The following is a 17,083-nucleotide window of genomic DNA, read 5'->3' as shown; positions in this document are numbered from 1 at the left end:
CACACTGAGGGAACATACCGAGGGTATGTCAGAGACCGGCGTTAGGGAACGGCCTGTGGATGGTAGAAGGGTGATGTGGACAGCTTCGGCTGGGAAGGCTTCTGGGGGCCGGATTGTCGGGCCTCGCCGATAGACTGGACCTGGGGACGCCCCCCGGAGAGGGTGGGGGCTGGTTGGGGGTCCTGGCGGGGCCGGGCTCAGTTCTCCCGGCGCAGCATGCGGCTCACGCCGGCCGCCACCTGGCGGTGCGGGAAGCCTCTCCGCTGCGGCGGCCCGGCCGGCATCGTCAAAGCCGGCCGCCGCGAACTCATCGTGATCGCCAATGCCACGAGCCCCCATGGGCCTAGCAGCTGGTCGAGGCGATTATGACCGCGCTCGGCGAGCAGACCGTCACCCGGCCCACCGCGACCGCAAACCGGACTGAGGCAAAGAAGTTTAGTTCTCCCGGCGCAGCATGCGGCTCACGCCGGCCGCCACGGTCGTCGCCAGGATCCAGCCCGAGGCCGTGAAGCCCGCCGCGACCCACTTGTCCGTGTCGTGCATGTACCACTTGGACTTGTTGCCGAAGTCGACGATCGGGACCAGCAGGTCCGCCGTGTAGATCACCGGGTTCCACTGCAGCCCCGTGTCCTGCTGGTTCACCACGCAGCGGGGGCCGCTGGCCACGTAGCGGCCCGTTCGGTCGTACACACAGTCGTCCGAGCCCAGGCCGAACCACAGGCTGCCCAGGACCAGGAGCGTGAACAGCCAGCCGAGCGCGCGGACCGGGCGGTAGCCGTAGCCGACCATCGAGCGCTGGAGCCAGCTCCAGAGCCGCACCCCGGGGCCGAAGAACTTGAAGCCGCGGGCCAGCGCCTCGTAGCGGAACTGCTGCTTGCGCAGGGCCACCGTCGAGGCGTGCTCTTCGTTTCCCGCAGCGCGGAGCATGTGGGCCAGCTGGTCGTACGGGCCCGGGCGATACCCGCGCATCGCTTTGCGCAGCAGCTCGATGCGCTCGTCCAGGGCCTTGTCGTCGTCGAGGGGGATGCCCTTCTTGAGGGCGTCGTAGCGGAAGTCCTCCAGCTCGATGCCGTCGGAGGCCGCCCAGAACTGGTTGTTGTCGCTCAGCGTTCCGCAGTGGGCCCGGCGCAGCACGATCCGGCCCGTCGGGGGGCTGCTCGGGGTCAGGATGAACTCGTCCGAGGCGACGTCGCCCGCGTCGAGGGCCACGCCGAACGGCGGCAACGACCCGAGCTGGGAACCGCGCAGGTCCACGCGCCGGGCGACCTGGGCGCCGTCGAGGTTGACGCCTCCTTCGGCCACGAACGGGCGGCCGTTGTTGTCCCGGAGCGTCAGGTCGCGGCCGACCCGGCCGGTGCGGACGTCGAGGGAATAACTGCTGGTCGCGCGGCGGCCCGGGTCTGTGAGCCGGGTGCCCGCGAGGTTGATGCTGCCGCCGACGTCCACACCCTGCAGGCGCAGCGTGCCGTGGATGGTGGCGTCGGTGAGCTGGAAGTTGCCCGCGATCTTCGAGCGGCGGGCCGAAAACACGTCGCGGCCGGGGTGGCGGAACATCGAGTTCCAGGCCAGGAAGTTGCCGCCGACGGTGACGTCGGCCAGGCGCAGCTGCCCCGCCGGGACGCGCAGGCTCGTCGCCTCGATGTCGCCGCCGATCTCGGTGCCGTCGAGGTGCAGGGCACGGTCGTAGTACGGCACCGTCTTGCCGCGCTCGACCCGGATCTCGGCGCCGGCCAGCCGCAGCGAGCCGCCGATCCGGGCGTTCACCATGCGCAGCGTGCCCAGCGCCTGCAGGCCGTCCGACAGCTCCACGTTGCCGTCGACGCGCATCCGGTCGGCGACCAGCGCCGGCCGGGGGTCGATGTACGGGTCGTTGGACTTCCACGCGTCGACGGCGATCGGGCCGTGCTGGGACACCGTCAGCTTGGCCTCGCGCAGCGAGATGTCGCTGTCCACGGTGGCGCTCGGCAGGTACATGATCCCGGTGGCGGAGAACCGCTTGCGCTGGCTGGCCGGCCCGTAGTTGTCGACTTCGCACAGCAGGCTGCCGCCGATGTGCAGGCCGTTGCCGTTGAGCGCGAAGCCGTCCGGGTTGTTCAGCGTGGCGCCCGAGAAGTTCACGTTACCGCCGGTCCGCACGCCGGGGAGCCGGACTTCGCCGTTCGCGACCATCCGGTAGGCCAGCAGCGCGCCGGTCAGCACGAGCCGGTCGGCCTGGATGGCCTTGCCGTGCGGGTGGGAGATGACGGTGCGGGTGAGCACCATCGAGCCCTCGATCACCGCGTCGGTCAGGTTGACCGCGGCGTTCGGCATGCCGCGTTCGCGGTCGTCGCCGCGCTGCACGGTCGTCTCTTCGATCTCCCGCCGGTCGCCGTCGACCTGCACGACGCTGCGGATCAGCCGGACGTCGTTGCGGCTGCGCATGTTGCGGGCCTTGAGCCCGGGCAGCCAGCACTTGCGGAACACGAGCCCGAGCAGGTTCGCCTCGCGCACGTCCGGCGGCTGCTCGAACCGGCAGCGCTCGAACCGGAACAGGTACTTCAGGTCCGCGGCGCGCAGGTCCAGCGTCCCGGTGATGTAGGCGTCCTCGACGTAGACGATCGGGGCGTTCGTGGCCTGACGCCGCCAGCGCATCAGGCCCGCGTTGCCGGGTTTCAGCAGTTCGGAGGCCTTGACCTCGTAGCGGCGGTCCGGGATGCCCGCGAAGGGGTCGAGCGGCGGCAGCGCACTTTCGGTCGACATGCGGGCTCCCCCTCCCTCACCCCGCCATCAAGGTAGCGAAGAAACGGCGGAAACGGTGCCGGAACACCGTTTCCGCCGCCCAGATCTATCAGGCGTTGGGGTTCAGCACCCGGGCGAGGAACGACTTGGTCCGCTCCTCGCGCGGGCTCCCGATGACCTGCTCGGGCGGTCCCGCCTCGACGACGACCCCGCCGTCCATGAACAGGACCTTGTCGGCCACCTCGCGCGCGAACTGCATCTCGTGCGTGACGACGACCATGGTCATGCCGTCCTTGGCGAGCTGCTTCATCACGCCCAGGACGTCGCCGACGAGCTCCGGGTCCAGCGCGGACGTCGGCTCGTCGAACAGCATCAGCTTCGGCTGCATCGCCAGCGCCCGGGCGATCGCGACGCGCTGCTGCTGCCCGCCGGACAGCTGCGCGGGGTAGTTCTTCGCCTTGTCGGCGAGGCCAACGCGGTCCAGCAGCTCCAGCGCGCGCTCCCGCACCTGGGCCTTCGGCTCGCGCCGGACCTGGATCGGCGCCTCCATGATGTTTTCGAGCGCCGTCATGTGCGGGAACAGGTTGAAGCGCTGGAACACCATGCCGATGTCCTTGCGCTGGAACGCGACCTCGTTCTCGCGCAGCTCGTGCAGCTTGTCGCCGCGCTGCTTGTAGCCGACGAGCACGCCGTCGACGTAGAGCCGGCCGGCGTCGATCTTTTCGAGGTGGTTGATGCAGCGCAGCAGCGTCGACTTGCCCGAGCCGGACGGCCCGATCAGGCAGAGCACTTCCCGCTCGTGCACCTCGAGGTCGATGCCCTTGAGGACGTCGACGCTGCCGAAGCTCTTGTGGATCTTCTGCGCGGAAACCACGGGGGTCATGTGACGTTCCCTCCACCCCGGCCGAACAACCGGGCGCCCAGTCCGGTCCGCGGGGTGACGGCCCGCGAGGTACCCCGGGCGAAGTACTTCTCGATCTGGATCTGGATGGCGGTCAGGATCGACGTCATGAACAGGTACCAGATCACCGCGGTGAGCAGCAGCGGGATCGTCTTGAAGTTCTGCGCGTAGATGGTCTGGACCGCGACCATCAGCTCGTAGTAGCCGATCGCGACCACCAGTGACGTGGTCTTCAGCATCGCGATCGTCTCGTTCCCGGTTGGCGGCACGATCACCCGCATCGCCTGCGGCAGCACGATGCGCCGCAACGTGGTCGTCCGCTTCATACCCAGCGCGGACGCCGCCTCCAGCTGACCGCTGTCGATCGACTGGATCCCGCCGCGCACGATCTCCGCCATGTACGCGGCCTCGTTGAGCCCGAGGCCGAGCAGCGACGCCGTGAACTGGTTGATCAGCGTGTTCGTGTCCCACGAAACGAACTCGGGCCCGAAGGGGATCCCGAGACCGAGCCGCGGGTAGGCGAACGCGAGGAAGTTCCAGAACACCAGCTGCGTGATCAGCGGGGTGCCGCGGAACAGCCAGATGTAGATGCCGGCGGCGCCCTTGGTCAGCGGGTTCGGCGACAGCCGCATGACCGCCAGCAGGACCCCGCCCACGATGCCGATGAGCATCGAGATCACCGTCAGGATCAGGGTGTTCTGCAGACCGCGCAGCACGCGGTCGTTGAACATGTAGTCCCAGACGGTGGGCCAGCCGAAGTTGTCGTTCGTGACGATGCTGCGAACGACGATGAAGGCGACGAAGAGGACGACCACCCCGGCCACCCAGCGCCCGTAGTGGCGCACCGGGACGGCCTTGATGGGCTTGGTGTCGACGGCCTCCCGCTCATCGGGAGGCGCGTCGGAAGAACTGGACACTCGCTGAGCCCTCTCTGCCCGGCTCAGGAAGCCGCCGGGTTGAGTTCCGACTTGGTGACCGCGCCGGCCCCGGACAGACCCCACTTGTCGAGGATCTTCTTGTAGGTGCCGTCGTCGATCAGGGCCTGGACCGCGGCCTGGACCGCCTTGCCGTAGTCGCCGCTGTCCTTCTTCAGGATGATGCCGTAGGGCGCCGTGTCGTACGGCTCACCGACGACCTCCAGCTGCCCGTTCGTCTGCTTGACCGCGTAGTCGACGACCGGGGAGTCGGCCAGCTCGCCCTGCACGCGCTTCGCGGTGAGCGCGAGGTTCACGTCAGTCTGGGCCTGCAGCTGGGTGACGTCGATCGCCGGCTTGCCGGCCGAAGTGCACTTCTGCGACCGGGTCTGCAGGTCGTCGACCTGCGTGGTGCCCTTCTGCACGCCCATCTTCTTGCCGCACAGGTCGTCGACGTTCAGCTTGTCGGGGTTGCCCTTCAGCACGCCGAGCGACGTCCCCGCCTTGTAGTAGCTGACCATGTCGACGATCTGGAGCCGTTCGGCGTTGACGCTGAACGACGACATCGCGAGCTCGTACTTGCCGGCCTGGATGCCCGGGATGATCCCGTCGAAGGCGGCGTTCTGGAACTCCATCTTCAGGCCGAGCTTCTGGCCGATCGCGGTGCCGAGGTCCACGTCGAAGCCGGTGACCTTGCCGCTCTCGTCCTGGAATTCGTTCGGCGGGTAACTCTGGTCCTGGCCGACCAGGATCTTGCCGTCCGTCTTGACCGCATCCGGGACCATGGCCGCCAGCTTGTCGTCCTTGGCGACCGCGCCCAAGTCACCGCCGGCGCCCGGGGCGGCGGCTGAGCTGCTGGGCTTGACGTCGCCCGCGCCACTCCCTCCCGCTCCGCACGCCACGGTCAAGCCGACCAGGGCGAACGCAGGCAGCAGGGCGATCGCCTTGAGCTGGGTTCCTCGGGCCACGTCGTCACTCCTCGTAGTTCTCAGTTCGTGAGAGCACGCATATTGCCACTCATCCATACCAAAGCACAGCACTGTGAAGTTACGGCGATGTTTACGACGGCGCGCGTCGCACCGCGGGTATCGCGCCCACCCCGTGGCGTGAGTAAGGATGTCGACCATGAACGCCACCCCGCCGCGGCTGCCCCCCTCCGGTCGACGCGCGAGGACGGCGGCGACCAGCCGGATCACCCGTCCGGGAGACCGGTTCGAGGGATACCTCTCGCCGGCGCGGCCGCACGCCGGCGCGTACGACGAGATGTTCGCCGCCGACGGCACGGTCCGCGGCCCGTACCGGGCGCTGTACGAGTCGATCGCGGCTCTCGACGCGCACGACCTCAACTCGCGGTCGCTCGCGCTGGACCGGGCGATGGTCGACCAGGGCATCACGTTCTCGCTGTCCGGGCAGGAGCGGCCGTTCCCGCTGGACCTGGTGCCGCGGGTGATCCAGGCGGCGGAGTGGACGAAGCTCGAGCGCGGCGTCGCCCAGCGCGTCCGCGCGCTCGAGGCGTTCCTCGCCGACATCTACGGCGACCGCCTGATCCTGCGCGAGGGCGTGCTGCCGCGGAGGCTGATCACCTCGTGCGAACACTTCCAGCGGGAGGCGTTCGGCATCACCCCGCCCAACGGCGTGCGCATCCACGTGTCCGGTGTGGACCTCGTGCGTGACGAAGAGGGCACGTTCCGCGTGCTGGAGGACAACCTCCGCAACCCGTCCGGGGTGTCGTACGTGATGGAAAACCGGCGCACGATGGCGCGGGTGTTCCCCGACCTGTTCGCCCAGCACCGCGTGCGACCGGTCGGCGACTACGCGTCGCACCTGCTCCGGGCCCTGCGCGCGGCGGCCGCGGCGAACGTGGCCGACCCGACGGTCGTCGTGCTCACCCCCGGCATCCACAACTCGGCGTACTTCGAGCACTCGCTGCTGGCCCGGCTGATGGGCGTCGAGCTCGTCGAGGGCCGGGACATGTTCTGCCGCGACAACGTCGTCTACCTGCGGACCACCGAGGGGGAGCGCCAGGTCGACGTCGTCTACCGGCGGATCGACGACGAGTTCCTCGATCCGGTGCACTACCGGCCGGACTCCGTGCTCGGCGTCGCCGGCATCCAGAACGCGGCCCGCGCGGGCAACGTCGTCGTGGCGAACGCGATCGGCAACGGCGTCGGCGACGACAAGCTCGTCTACACCTACGTGCCGGAGATGGTGAAGTACTACCTGAACGAGAAGCCGCTGCTGCCCAATGTGGACACCTTCCGCTGCTGGCTGCCGGACGAGTTCGACCACGTCATGGCCCACATGGACGAGCTGGTCGTGAAGCCGGTCGAGGGCTCCGGCGGCTACGGGATCGTGTTCGGCCCGGAGGCGACCAAGAAGGAGCTGGACACGCTGCGGCGCAAGGTGCGCGCGCACCGGCGCGGCTGGATCGCGCAGCCGGTGGTCCAGCTCTCGACCGTGCCGGCCAAGGTGGCCGACCGGCTCGCGCCACGGCACGTCGACCTGCGGCCGTTCGCCGTCAACGACGGCAAGGACATCTTCGTGCTCCCCGGCGGCCTGACCCGGGTGGCACTGCCGGAGGGCAGCCTGGTCGTCAACTCTTCGCAGGGCGGTGGCTCGAAGGACACCTGGGTGTTGGCGTCCCGCGCGTCCACGGCCGAACGCGAGCTGGAGCAGCCCGCACTCGGGGCGATGTCCACTGTGGATGGACTGGTCACCGAGCAGGGGCCGGAGCTCACGACGTCCCAGCAGCAACAGCAGCAACAGCAGAGCTAGGGAGGTTCGAAGTGCTGGCACGCAACGCGGAGTCGCTGTACTGGATCGGCCGGTACGTCGAACGCGCCGACGACACCTCCCGGATCCTCAACGTCTCGGTCCACCAGCTGCTGGAAGACGCGACCGTCGACCCGGACCACGCGAGCCGCCAGCTCCTGGCCGTGCTGGGCATTGACCCGGCGAGCACGGAGTCCCTGGACGTGTGGAAGCTGACCGAGCTGGTGGCGTACGGGAAGGACAACCCCGCGTCGATCGTCGGCTCGATCAATTCGGCGCGCGAGAACACCCGCGGCGCCCGTGAAGTCGTCTCGACCGAGCTGTGGGAATGTCTGAACGCGACCTGGAACGCGGTGCCCGACCGGCAGCGCTACGCCCGGCGCGCCGGGCCGCACGCGTTCCTGTCCTTCGTCGAGGAGCGTGCGGCGATGTTCGCCGGGCTGGCCGACTCGACGATGAGCCGGGACGACGGCTGGCTGTTCATGGTGCTCGGCCGCTCGATCGAACGCGCCGACATGGTGGTGCGGCTGCTGCTGTCCCGGGTCGCGGACCGCGCGTCCTCGCCGGGCTGGATCACCGTGCTGCGCTCGGCCGGCGCGCAGGACACCTACCTGCGCACCTACCGGGGCGCGCTGGACGCCGGCCGCGTCGTGCAGTTCCTGTTGCGAGACACGCTGTTCCCGCGCTCGGTGTTCCACGCGCTGCGGCAGGCCGAGGAGTGCCTGCAGCGGCTCGACCCGGGCGGCGGCGCGCGCACCAACGAGAAGTCCGAGGCCCTGCGCGAGCTCGGCCGGGCCCGCAGCGAGCTGGAGTTCCTCCGCCCGTCGGAGCTGCTCACCGACCTGCCCCGGCGGCTCGGTGCGTTGCAGACGTCCATCAAGGAGATCGGCGAAGCGGTGTCGATGCAGTACTTCAGCACGTCGCCGTGGGTGGCGTGGAGCGGCGCGGAGGTTTCGCTGTGACGTGGCAGCTGCGGGTGGCGCACCGGACCGGGTACCGGTACGCGACACCGGCGACGCAGTCGTACAACGAGGCCCGGCTGACCCCGCGCTCGGACCGCCGCCAGACGACGGTGGCGACCCGGATCGAGACGGCCCCGGCCACCCGCGCCTACCGGTACACGGACTACTGGGGCACGGTCGTGACGTCGTTCGACCTGCACGCGCCGCACACGGAGTTCACGGTGCTGGCGACCTCGGTGGTCGAGACGGCGGACGAAGCGGAACCGATCCGGACGGCGGCGTGGAAGGACTTGCGCTCGGAGACCGTCATCGACCACCGCACCGAGTACCTGACCCCGACCGACTACACCCCGCGCGACCTCGCCCTAGCGCGCGAAGCCCGCGCGCTGCGCCGCGGCCTAGACCCGGCAGACGCGGTGCTGGCGGTGTGCGAGTGGGTGAACAAGCAGCTCAAGTACCAGCCGGGCACCACGGGCGTCCACTCGACCGCGACGGACGCCTGGCAGGCCCGCGAAGGCGTGTGCCAGGACTTCGCGCACGTGACGCTGGTGATGCTGCGGGCGATCGGCGTCCCCGCCCGGTACGTGTCGGGCTACCTGCACACGAAACCGGACGCGAAGCTCGGCGAGGTGGTCGAAGGCGAGTCCCACGCGTGGGTCGACGTCTGGACCGGCGGGTGGTGGGCGTACGACCCGACGAACGCGATCCCGGTCGGGCCGCGGCACGTGTGGGTGGCCATGGGCCGGGACTACGCCGATGTGGCGCCGTTGAAGGGCATCTTCACCGGCGGTGGTCAATCCACTTTGGACGTCTCGGTCCAGCTGACCCGGCTCGCCTAGAGCAGGAGGGTCCCGCCCGCCGCTTCGGCGACGTCCGCGCCGAGGGCCGACGCCGGGGTGTGCGCGCCGGGTTTGCCCTCGCCGCGGGCCAGGCGGGCTGCCGTCTCGGCCACGACCGCCGCCGTGAAGTCCATGGCTTCGTCCGCGCGGAGCCAGCCCTCGCGGGTGGTTCCGCCGGGCCAGGTGACGACCGCGTGCCCCCACGTGTGCGTGCGGGGGCGGGGTGCCGGCTTCGTGCGGGCGGCCGCGAGGCGCCGGACCGCGAAGCGGCGCACGGCCGGGATCGACACCACCCGTCCGAGCAGCGGGACCAGGGCCCGGACCACCGGGGCGGTCGGGGCGAGCCCGGAGAAGACCGTGACGTCCGGCGTGCCGCTCGCGCGCTGGGCGGCGATCAGCTCGCCCGAGTCGACGCCCGCCACCTTCGCCGACTCGCCGTCCGGCAGGACGAGGGTGCGCGGCTTCGCGCCTCTGGCCGTGACCGCGGTCAGGGCGTCGACGATGCTGGCGGCCAGCGCGACCCCCACGGTCCCGCCCTCCGACGCGACGGAGGCCAGCGCGTCGACCTCCACGCTGCTCGGCGTGTCACGCCCCTCGCACAGCTTCGCGACGACGGCCTCGGTCGCCAGGACACCGAACCCGGCGCCGGTCACGAAGGTGCTGCCGCCGGCCAGGGCCTCTTCGTGCAGGTCGAGCAGCCGCCGGACCGCGATCGGGTCCGCGGCCATGTCGACGTAGTGGCCGCCGGGCAGGCAGGCCCGGGCGATCGTCGCCGCCGTGGTGGCGTACTCGCCGATCGTGTTGATCACGACCGCCGGTCGCTGCCGCCGGATTTCGGCGGCCACGGCGTCGACGCCGTCGGCGACGACGTACTTCGCGCCGGTCGCCGCCAGGCGTTCCTGGTTGCGTCCCACCAGCACGACCGGCACGTCCCGGCGCTCGAGTTCGGCGGTGATGGCCCGGCCGGTGCGGCCCGAAGCGCCGAGTACCCAGATCTCCATGTCGACTCCCGTGATGTCTCAGTGTGTCGTCACTGACCCTAGCACGTGATGACACACTGAGACGTCAGCTAGGCTGAGGCGTGGCCAGATGGGATCCCGGGACCGCGGACCGGCTGCGGAAAGCCGCGCTGGAGCTGTTCGCCGAGCACGGGTACGACGCCGTGACGATCACGCAGATCGCCGAGCGCGCCGGGATCACGCGCCGCTCCTACTTCCGCTACTTCCCCGACAAGCGCGAAGTCCTCTTCGCCGGCGCGGAGCAGCTGCCGCCCGCGGTCGCCGAAGCCGTCCTCGCCGCCGAAGAGGCGGAGTCGCCGCTTCGCACGGCCCTCGCCGCGCTGGCCGAGGTCGGTACGCGGGTCACGCAGTTCGTCGACCCGTCGCCGGAACGCCGGGCCGTGATCGCTTCGAGCGCCGAACTCCGCGAACGCGAGCGGAGCAAGGGCGCGGCGATCACGGCCGCGATCCAGGACGCCCTGGAACGCCGGGGAACACGCTCTGAGCTGGCGAAACCGGCGGCGCAGGTCGCGGCGATCGTCTTCGGCGACGCCTTCGACCGCTGGATCGACGAAGGCGGGCGGCAGGAGTTCCCGGCCTACCTGCGGACGGCCGCCGCGACCTTGCGCGAGGCCTGCGGTTAGCCGCGGGCGTGGGCGTCCAGGATGTGCGCGACGGCCTCGGTGACCTGCTGCGCGTAATCCAGGTGCAGCCATTCGTCCGGCACGTGGATGTTCGAGTCGGCTCCGCACGCGCCGGTGACCAGGAACTGCGCGTCCGGGTACTTCCGCGAGAGCAGGCCCATGAACGGGATCGAGCCGCCCATGCCGGTCGCGCGGTGGGGACGGCCGAAGACCTCGTCGCTGACCGTGCGCAGGGCCGTCGTCAGCCACGGCGACTCGGTCGGCGCGTTCCAGCCGCTCTCCGCCTGCGTAGAGCCGAGCGTGACCTTCGCGCCGTACGGGACGTCCGTGGTCAGGACGCGCTTCACGGCTTCGAGCGCCTTCTCGGCGTCGGCCGTCGGCGGCAGGCGGAAGCTCAGCGTCAGCGTGGTGCTCTCGCGCAGGACGTTCCCGGCGTCGGCGGGCTTCGGGAAGCCGTCGGCGCCGATCACCGACAGCGTCGGGCGCCACGCGTTGTTGAGCATCAGCTCCAGCGCGTCCTCGGTGATCACGCGCCCGCCTTCGACCAGCGGGAACGCCTTCGTCAGCGCCTCCGGGAAGTCCTGCGAGACGGCCTTGAGCTCCGCGAGCCGGTTCGCCGGGACGTCGACCTTGAGCTCGTCCAGCAGCAGCTCGCCGGTCGCGCTGTCCTCGAGGCGTTCGATCAGGTGCCGCAGGATCCGGAACGAGCTCGCGACGACACCGCTCGCGATGCCGGAGTGCTGCGCCGCACCCAGCAGCTGCACCGTGACGTCGAGGTGCACCATCCCGCGCAGGCTCGTGACCAGCCACAACCGCTCGTAGTCGCTGCCGCCGGCGTCGAGGCAGACCACCAGCGAGACGGTGCCGATGCGGTCGGCCAGGTGCTCGACGTAGGCGGGCAGGTCCGGGCTGCCGGACTCCTCGCCGGTCTCCAGGAGCAGCACGACGCGGGCGTGTTCGCCGCCGGCCGCGTGCACCGCCTCGATCGCCGTCGTCGCCGAGTAGCCGGAATAGCCGTCGTCGACGGACCCGCGGCCGTACAGCCGGCCGTCGCGGATCACCGGGGTCCACGGGTCGAGGCCCTCGGACCAGCCGCCCACCGGGGGCTGCTTGTCGAGGTGGCCGTACATCAGGACGGTGCCCTTGTCCGCCGCGCCCGGGGTCGCCGGGACGTCGACGAGCAACAGCGGGGTCCGGTCTTCGAGCTGGACGACCTCCAGCGTCGCGCCGGGCAGATCGCGCGCGGCGATCCACTCGCGGACGTGCTCGACGGCGGCGGCGAGGTGGCCGCTCTTCGCCCATTCGGCGTCGAAGGCCGGGGACAAGGCGGGGATCGCCACCAGCCCGGACAGACTCGGGATGACGTCGTTGGTCCACGACGTCACGACGGATTCACGCACGGATTTCTGCTCCACGTGGCCCATCGTGCCACGGGGGCGAGAGCGTGCGGCACATCACAACGTCGTCCCCGGCTCGGGTGATCACGCGATCACCCGAGCACGCCACGCCTGGTGAGCACGGCGACCGGCACCCGACTCTCGTAGGTCCGATGCTCGGGCTTCCTAGCGTTTCCCCTGTTCAGGGGCCCTTTCTCAGCAACAAATCAGTATCCGTGACTCACCAAAGCGTGGACCTTCGTGCCAGGATGTCGGCGAGAACCGTCAACGCCGACGGTGACCGAGCGCTTCGGACCCGATGCGCTGGTCCCCGCCGGTGCAGTCGCTGTGGTCGCCACAAGCGGCCGCCAGAGGCACCGACACCGAGGAGTACAGCGCATGCCGTCCGAACAGTGGACGCACCCGGAGCCTGGAGACGGCCCCGCCGCGGTCGCGGCCCAGCCCTCCCCCGAACAGGTGATCGCCGGGTTGCGAGCGACCAGCGAAGGTGGCGCTGAGCTGACTCAGCTGCTCACCCCCGAAGGCGAACGGGTTCCCTCGCCCCAGTTCGACAAGTACGTCGAGGACGTCGACGCCGAAGCACTCCGCGGCCTGTACCGCGACATGGTGCTGGTGCGGCGGGCCGACCGCGAGGCGAACGCGATGCAGCGCCAGGGCCAGCTCGGCATCTGGGTCCCGCTGCTCGGCCAGGAGGCCGCGCAGATCGGCTCCGGCCGCGCCCTCAAGGCGAACGACATGGCGTTCCCCAGCTACCGCGAACACGGCGTCGCGTACGCGCGCGGGGTCGACATGAAGGACCTGCTGGGCATCTTCCGGTGCACCGACCACAGCGGCTGGGACTACCAGGGCCACGGGTTCCACCCGTACACCATCGTGATCGGCAACCAGGTGCTCAACGCCGCCGGTTACGCGATGGGCCAGAAGTTCGAAGGCAAGGTCGGCGACGACGACGGCGAAGCGACGATCTGCTACTTCGGCGACGGTGCCACTTCGCAGGGTGACGTCCACGAAGGATTCGTCTGGGCCGCGGTCTACGACGCGCCGCTGGTGTTCTTCTGCCAGAACAACCAGTGGGCGATCTCCGAGCCGACCGAGCGCCAGTCGCGCCTGCCGCTGTACCAGCGCGCCCGCGGCTACGGCTTCCCCGGCATCCGCGTCGACGGCAACGACGTCCTGGCCTGCCTGGCGGTGTCCCGCTGGGCGCTCGACGAGTGCCGGCACGGCAACGGCCCGGTGCTGATCGAGGCGTTCACCTACCGGATGGACGCGCACACGACGACCGACGACCCCAGCCGCTACCGGCTCTCCGACGAGCTGGAGGAGTGGAAGCTCAAGGACCCGATCGAGCGCGTCCGCGCGTACCTGGCGCGCAACGGCTACGCCGACCACGACTACTTCGACAGCGTCCAGGCCGACGCCGACGCGTTCGCCGCCGACCTGCGCGAGTACACGTTCAACATGCCGGAGCCACCGCCGGAGCGGATCTTCAGCAACGTCTACGCCGAGGGCAACCCGGTGCTGGACGCGCAGCGCGAAGAGTTCCTGGCCTACCTCGACGGCTTCGTATCGGCGGGTGAGCACTGATGTCCGACCTCCAGAAACTCACCATCGGCAAGGCGCTCAACCTCGGCCTGCGCCGCGCGATGGAAGAAGACCCGAAGGTCCTGATCATGGGCGAGGACGTCGGCAAGCTCGGCGGCGTCTTCCGGATCACCGACGGCCTGCAGAAGGACTTCGGCGAGCAGCGCGTGCTGGACACGCCGCTGGCGGAGTCGGGCATCATCGGCACCGCGGTCGGCCTGGCCGTGCGCGGCTTCCGCCCGGTGTGCGAGATCCAGTTCGAGGGCTTCATCTTCCCCGGCTTCGACCAGATCTCCTCGCAGCTGGCGAAGCTGCACTACCGCACCCAGGGCAAGATCAAGATGCCGGTCGTGATCCGGGTGCCGTTCGGCGGCGGGATCGGCGCGGTCGAGCACCACTCGGAGTCGCCGGAGTCGCTGTTCGCGCACATCCCCGGCCTCAAGGTCGTGTCCATCTCCAACGCCGTCGACGCCTACTGGGGCATCCAGCAGGCGATCAAGTCCGACGACCCGGTGCTGTTCTTCGAGCCGAAGCGGCTGTACCACTCGGGTGCGCTGCGGGCCGAAATCGACGTCACCGGCACGCCGGTCCCGTGCTTCTCGTCGCAGGTCGTGCGCGAAGGCACGACGGCGACGGTCGTCGCGTACGGCCCGTCGGTGAAGGTCGCCCTCGACGCGGCCGCCGCGGCCGAGGACGAAGGCAAGTCCCTCGAGGTCATCGACCTGCGCACGCTCTCGCCGCTGGACCTCGGCCCGGTGTTCGAGTCGGTGCGCAAGACCGGACGGCTGATCGCGCTCTCGGAGGCGCCGTCGGAGTCGTCGCTGACGTCGGAGATCGCCGCACGCGTCCAGCAGGAGTGCTTCTACTCGCTGGAGGCGCCCGTCCTCCGGGTGACCGGGTTCGACACGCCGTACCCGCCGGCCAAGCTCGAGGAGCACTACCTCCCCGACCTGGACCGGGTGCTGCACGCCGTCGACCGCTCGCTCGCCTGGTAAGGGGGACATCCGCGCCATGCCCACGTACAAACAATTCCCCTTGGCCGACACGGCGGAGGGGCTGACCGAAGCCGACATCCTGTCCTGGCACGTGAAGCCGGGCGACACCGTGACGGTGAACCAGATCGTGGTCGAGATCGAGACCGCGAAGGCCGCCGTCGAGCTGCCGATCCCGTGGGCCGGGGTCGTCACGGAGCTGCACGTCGAGCCGGGGCAGACGGTGGAGGTCGGCACGCCGATCCTCACCATCGACGTCGACCCGGGTGGCGCCGCCGCGCCCGTCGCGGCGCCGGCTCCCGCTGCCGCTCCGGCCGAAGAAGAAGAGATGAAGCCGCTGGTCGGCTACGGCTCCAAGGCCGTGGTCACGCAGCGGCGGGCCCGGAAGGGTGCGGAGCCCGCTCCTGTCGCTGCTGTCGTTGCCGCGCCTCCGGCGCCTGCTCCGGTTGCTCCGGTTACTCCGCGCGGCGGGTACGTCCCGCTGGCGAAGCCGCCGGTGCGGAAGCTGGCCAAGGATCTCGGTGTCGACCTGCACGCGCTGACCGGTAGCGCCGACGGTGGCGTGATCACCCGCGAGGACGTCGAGCGGGCGGCCAACGGCTCGGCTCCGGCGGCCGCTGTGTCCACTGTGGAGTCCGGCTACGACCCCACCACCCGCGAGCGGCGCGTGCCGATCAAGGGTGTCCGGAAGATGACCGCGGCGGCGATGGTGCAGAGCGCGTACACCGCTCCGCACGTCACGGAGTTCCTGACCATCGACGTCACGCCGATGATGGAGTTCCGCGAGAAGCTGAAGAAGTCGCGGGAGTTCGCCGGGGTCAAGGTCACGCCGCTGACGTTCGCCGCGAAGGCCGTGTGCCTGGCGGCGAAGCGCACTCCGGACATCAATGCGGTCTGGGACGAGCAGGCGCAGGAGATCGTCTACAAGGACTACGTGCACCTCGGGATCGCCGCGGCGACGCCGCGTGGCCTGATCGTGCCGAAGGTCCGCGACGCCGACTCGATGTCGCTGAAGGAGCTGGCGCAGGCGCTGACGGTCTTGACGGAGGTCGCCCGCGAGGGCAAGACGTCCCCGGCGGACATGGCGAACGGCACGATCACGATCACGAACGTGGGCGTGTTCGGCGTCGACACCGGCACGCCGATCATCAACCCGGGCGAGTCCGCGATCCTGTGCCTCGGCGCGATCAAGGACCAGCCGTGGGTGGTGGACGGCGAGATCAAGGTCCGCAAGGTCCTCCAGCTGTCGCTGAGCTTCGACCACCGCGTGGTCGACGGCCAGCAGGGCTCGGAGTTCCTCGCCGACGTCGGCGCGCTCTTGGCTGACCCCGCGATGGCGATGACGTACTGAGTTTTCGCCGGTGAGGGCCGCCTTCGGGCGGCCCTCACTCTTTTCGGGTCCGCCGCAGGCCCTGCACGGCGTCGCGCAGGAACCGCAGCCGCCCCGAAGCCGGCTCGGGATCGGACGTGGTCGCCGTGATCGACGGTGGCTCGCCCTGCCGGGCGGCGATCTCCCGCAGCAGCCTGGCCACTTCGCGCTCGTAGTCGGCGAGCAGGGCCTGGACCAGCTGCGAACGCACGTCGGGGTCGAACCCGGCGTACTGCGCGAACGCCGCTTCCTTGTACCGCTGGGCCGAAGTGCGGAAGATTTCGCCGTCCGCCTTGGTGATCAGCCCCGCGGCCTGCATCTCGAGGATCCGCCGCGCGGCCGGCTCCTCGATCTGCGTCCGCACCAGCGCTTCGAGGTCGTGCGGGTGGTCGGTCACCAGTGCCCCCGGTCCCGTCGGTCCTGCACCATCTCGGCTTCGGCCCGCAGTTCGGCGATGGACAGGGCGACCCGCGCCCCCTGCTTCGCGGTGGCTACCTTCTGCTCAGCGTCGGCGACGAGCTCGGCCGCTTTCGCCGCAAGGCTTTTGCCGGTCCGGGCCGGGGAGCTCCCGGTCCTTCGGATGAGTTCGGACATGGTCTCCGTCCCGGTCAGCTTCGGCCCAGCTTGACGATTTCCTTGCGCAGTTCTTCCCGCAGCGCCTGGTCCAGCAGCTGCTTCACCTCCGGGTCCCAGTGCGGATCCGCCGCGAGCTGCAGCAGGTGCTGGTTGAACCGCTGGGCGGTCACCCTGAGCAGCCTGATGCGGGTGTCCGCCCGCGCTCCCTGCATTTCGATCCGGATCTCGGAGTAGGCCCGGTTGACCGTCAGGACGACCGCACGCGCCAGGGCGATCGTGGGCTGCCCGAGCGCCTGGATCAGGGCACCGACGACCACGTCACCCAGGTCGCCGCCACTGTTCGCGGGCAGGGCGCCGCTGATGTCGCGCACTTCGAACGACAATCGCCCGCCACTTTGTTCGACTTCGAAACCCACCACG

16 protein-coding genes are annotated in these 17,083 nt (G+C 70.1%); 7 read left to right on the top strand and 9 right to left on the bottom strand.

Annotated elements, in window-relative coordinates:
- Positions 1-435: 435 nt before the first annotated feature.
- The 4 genes from AB0M30_RS42915 to AB0M30_RS42900 form a co-directional block, all read right to left on the bottom strand.
- Positions 436-2,739, bottom strand: a complete 2,304-nt coding sequence (locus tag AB0M30_RS42915) for an oxidoreductase (RefSeq protein WP_364596988.1) — start codon at positions 2,737-2,739, stop codon at positions 436-438.
- An 88-nt stretch (positions 2,740-2,827) separates the two neighbouring features.
- Complete coding sequence (locus AB0M30_RS42910) at positions 2,828-3,601, bottom strand: amino acid ABC transporter ATP-binding protein (RefSeq protein WP_103338054.1); 774 nt, start codon at positions 3,599-3,601, stop codon at positions 2,828-2,830.
- Positions 3,598-4,536 carry an amino acid ABC transporter permease gene (locus AB0M30_RS42905; RefSeq protein WP_364596985.1) on the bottom strand — a complete coding sequence of 313 codons (939 nt, stop codon included), beginning with the start codon at positions 4,534-4,536 and terminating at the stop codon, positions 3,598-3,600. The genes AB0M30_RS42910 and AB0M30_RS42905 overlap by 4 nt, the downstream gene beginning before the upstream one ends.
- A 23-nt stretch (positions 4,537-4,559) precedes the next feature.
- On the bottom strand, positions 4,560-5,501 hold the full coding sequence (locus AB0M30_RS42900) for an ABC transporter substrate-binding protein (protein ID WP_364596983.1): 942 nt from the start codon (positions 5,499-5,501) through the stop codon (positions 4,560-4,562).
- A 148-nt stretch (positions 5,502-5,649) separates the two neighbouring features.
- Between AB0M30_RS42900 and AB0M30_RS42895 the strand changes: the two genes are divergently transcribed.
- From AB0M30_RS42895 to AB0M30_RS42885, 3 genes are read left to right on the top strand one after another with little or no spacing between them, the layout of a single operon-like run.
- Entirely contained in the window at positions 5,650-7,308 is a 1,659-nt protein-coding gene (locus AB0M30_RS42895; protein ID WP_364596981.1) for a circularly permuted type 2 ATP-grasp protein, read from the top strand.
- Positions 7,309-7,319: 11 nt separating this feature from the next.
- On the top strand, positions 7,320-8,267 hold the full coding sequence (locus AB0M30_RS42890) for an alpha-E domain-containing protein (RefSeq protein WP_103338057.1): 948 nt from the start codon (positions 7,320-7,322) through the stop codon (positions 8,265-8,267).
- Positions 8,264-9,106: a transglutaminase family protein gene (locus tag AB0M30_RS42885; protein WP_103338058.1), complete on the top strand. Its 843-nt coding sequence runs from the start codon at positions 8,264-8,266 to the stop codon at positions 9,104-9,106. The genes AB0M30_RS42890 and AB0M30_RS42885 overlap by 4 nt, the downstream gene beginning before the upstream one ends.
- On the opposite strand, the gene AB0M30_RS42880 is transcribed toward AB0M30_RS42885, so the two are convergent.
- Positions 9,103-10,107, bottom strand: a complete 1,005-nt coding sequence (locus tag AB0M30_RS42880) for an NAD(P)H-binding protein (RefSeq protein ID WP_364596978.1) — start codon at positions 10,105-10,107, stop codon at positions 9,103-9,105. The genes AB0M30_RS42885 and AB0M30_RS42880 overlap by 4 nt on opposite strands.
- Before the next feature lie 80 nt (positions 10,108-10,187).
- Between AB0M30_RS42880 and AB0M30_RS42875 the strand changes: the two genes are divergently transcribed.
- A complete protein-coding gene (locus AB0M30_RS42875) occupies positions 10,188-10,748 on the top strand; it encodes a helix-turn-helix domain-containing protein (protein ID WP_364596975.1) in 561 nt (186 codons plus the stop codon).
- Here the strand turns inward: AB0M30_RS42875 and AB0M30_RS42870 are convergent.
- The gene (locus AB0M30_RS42870) at positions 10,745-12,163 is read right to left on the bottom strand and encodes a M20/M25/M40 family metallo-hydrolase (RefSeq protein ID WP_364596972.1); all 1,419 of its coding nucleotides are present in this window, start codon (positions 12,161-12,163) and stop codon (positions 10,745-10,747) included. The two genes, AB0M30_RS42875 and AB0M30_RS42870, sit on opposite strands and share 4 nt — an antisense overlap.
- A 360-nt stretch (positions 12,164-12,523) precedes the next feature.
- Here AB0M30_RS42870 and pdhA point away from each other — a divergent pair, with 360 nt between their 5' ends.
- The 3 genes from pdhA to AB0M30_RS42855 are packed head-to-tail and all read left to right on the top strand — an operon-like array spanning position 12,524 to position 16,069.
- The gene (gene pdhA / locus AB0M30_RS42865) at positions 12,524-13,729 is read left to right on the top strand and encodes a pyruvate dehydrogenase (acetyl-transferring) E1 component subunit alpha (protein WP_364596969.1); all 1,206 of its coding nucleotides are present in this window, start codon (positions 12,524-12,526) and stop codon (positions 13,727-13,729) included.
- On the top strand, positions 13,729-14,721 hold the full coding sequence (locus AB0M30_RS42860; RefSeq protein ID WP_364596966.1) for an alpha-ketoacid dehydrogenase subunit beta: 993 nt from the start codon (positions 13,729-13,731) through the stop codon (positions 14,719-14,721). Before pdhA ends, AB0M30_RS42860 begins: the two co-directional genes overlap by 1 nt.
- A 16-nt stretch (positions 14,722-14,737) precedes the next feature.
- Positions 14,738-16,069, top strand: coding sequence for a dihydrolipoamide acetyltransferase family protein (locus tag AB0M30_RS42855; RefSeq protein ID WP_364596963.1), 1,332 nt, complete (start codon positions 14,738-14,740; stop codon positions 16,067-16,069).
- A gap of 34 nt (positions 16,070-16,103) precedes the next feature.
- Here AB0M30_RS42855 and AB0M30_RS42850 read toward each other — a convergent pair whose 3' ends face one another.
- From AB0M30_RS42850 to AB0M30_RS42840, 3 genes are read right to left on the bottom strand one after another with little or no spacing between them, the layout of a single operon-like run.
- On the bottom strand, positions 16,104-16,484 hold the full coding sequence (locus AB0M30_RS42850; RefSeq protein WP_364596960.1) for a hypothetical protein: 381 nt from the start codon (positions 16,482-16,484) through the stop codon (positions 16,104-16,106).
- Entirely contained in the window at positions 16,481-16,681 is a 201-nt protein-coding gene (locus AB0M30_RS42845) for a hypothetical protein (protein WP_364596957.1), read from the bottom strand. The genes AB0M30_RS42850 and AB0M30_RS42845 overlap by 4 nt, the downstream gene beginning before the upstream one ends.
- A gap of 14 nt (positions 16,682-16,695) precedes the next feature.
- Positions 16,696-17,082, bottom strand: a complete 387-nt coding sequence (locus AB0M30_RS42840; RefSeq protein WP_364596954.1) for a hypothetical protein — start codon at positions 17,080-17,082, stop codon at positions 16,696-16,698.
- Position 17,083 lies beyond the last annotated feature (1 nt).

It is taken from the genome of Amycolatopsis sp. NPDC051716, from assembly GCF_040681595.1.
In the GTDB taxonomy this organism is placed as follows: Bacteria; Actinomycetota; Actinomycetes; order Mycobacteriales; family Pseudonocardiaceae; genus Amycolatopsis.
Note: the sequence above shows the minus strand (reverse complement) of the source record. Positions and strands in the feature narration are given on the sequence as shown.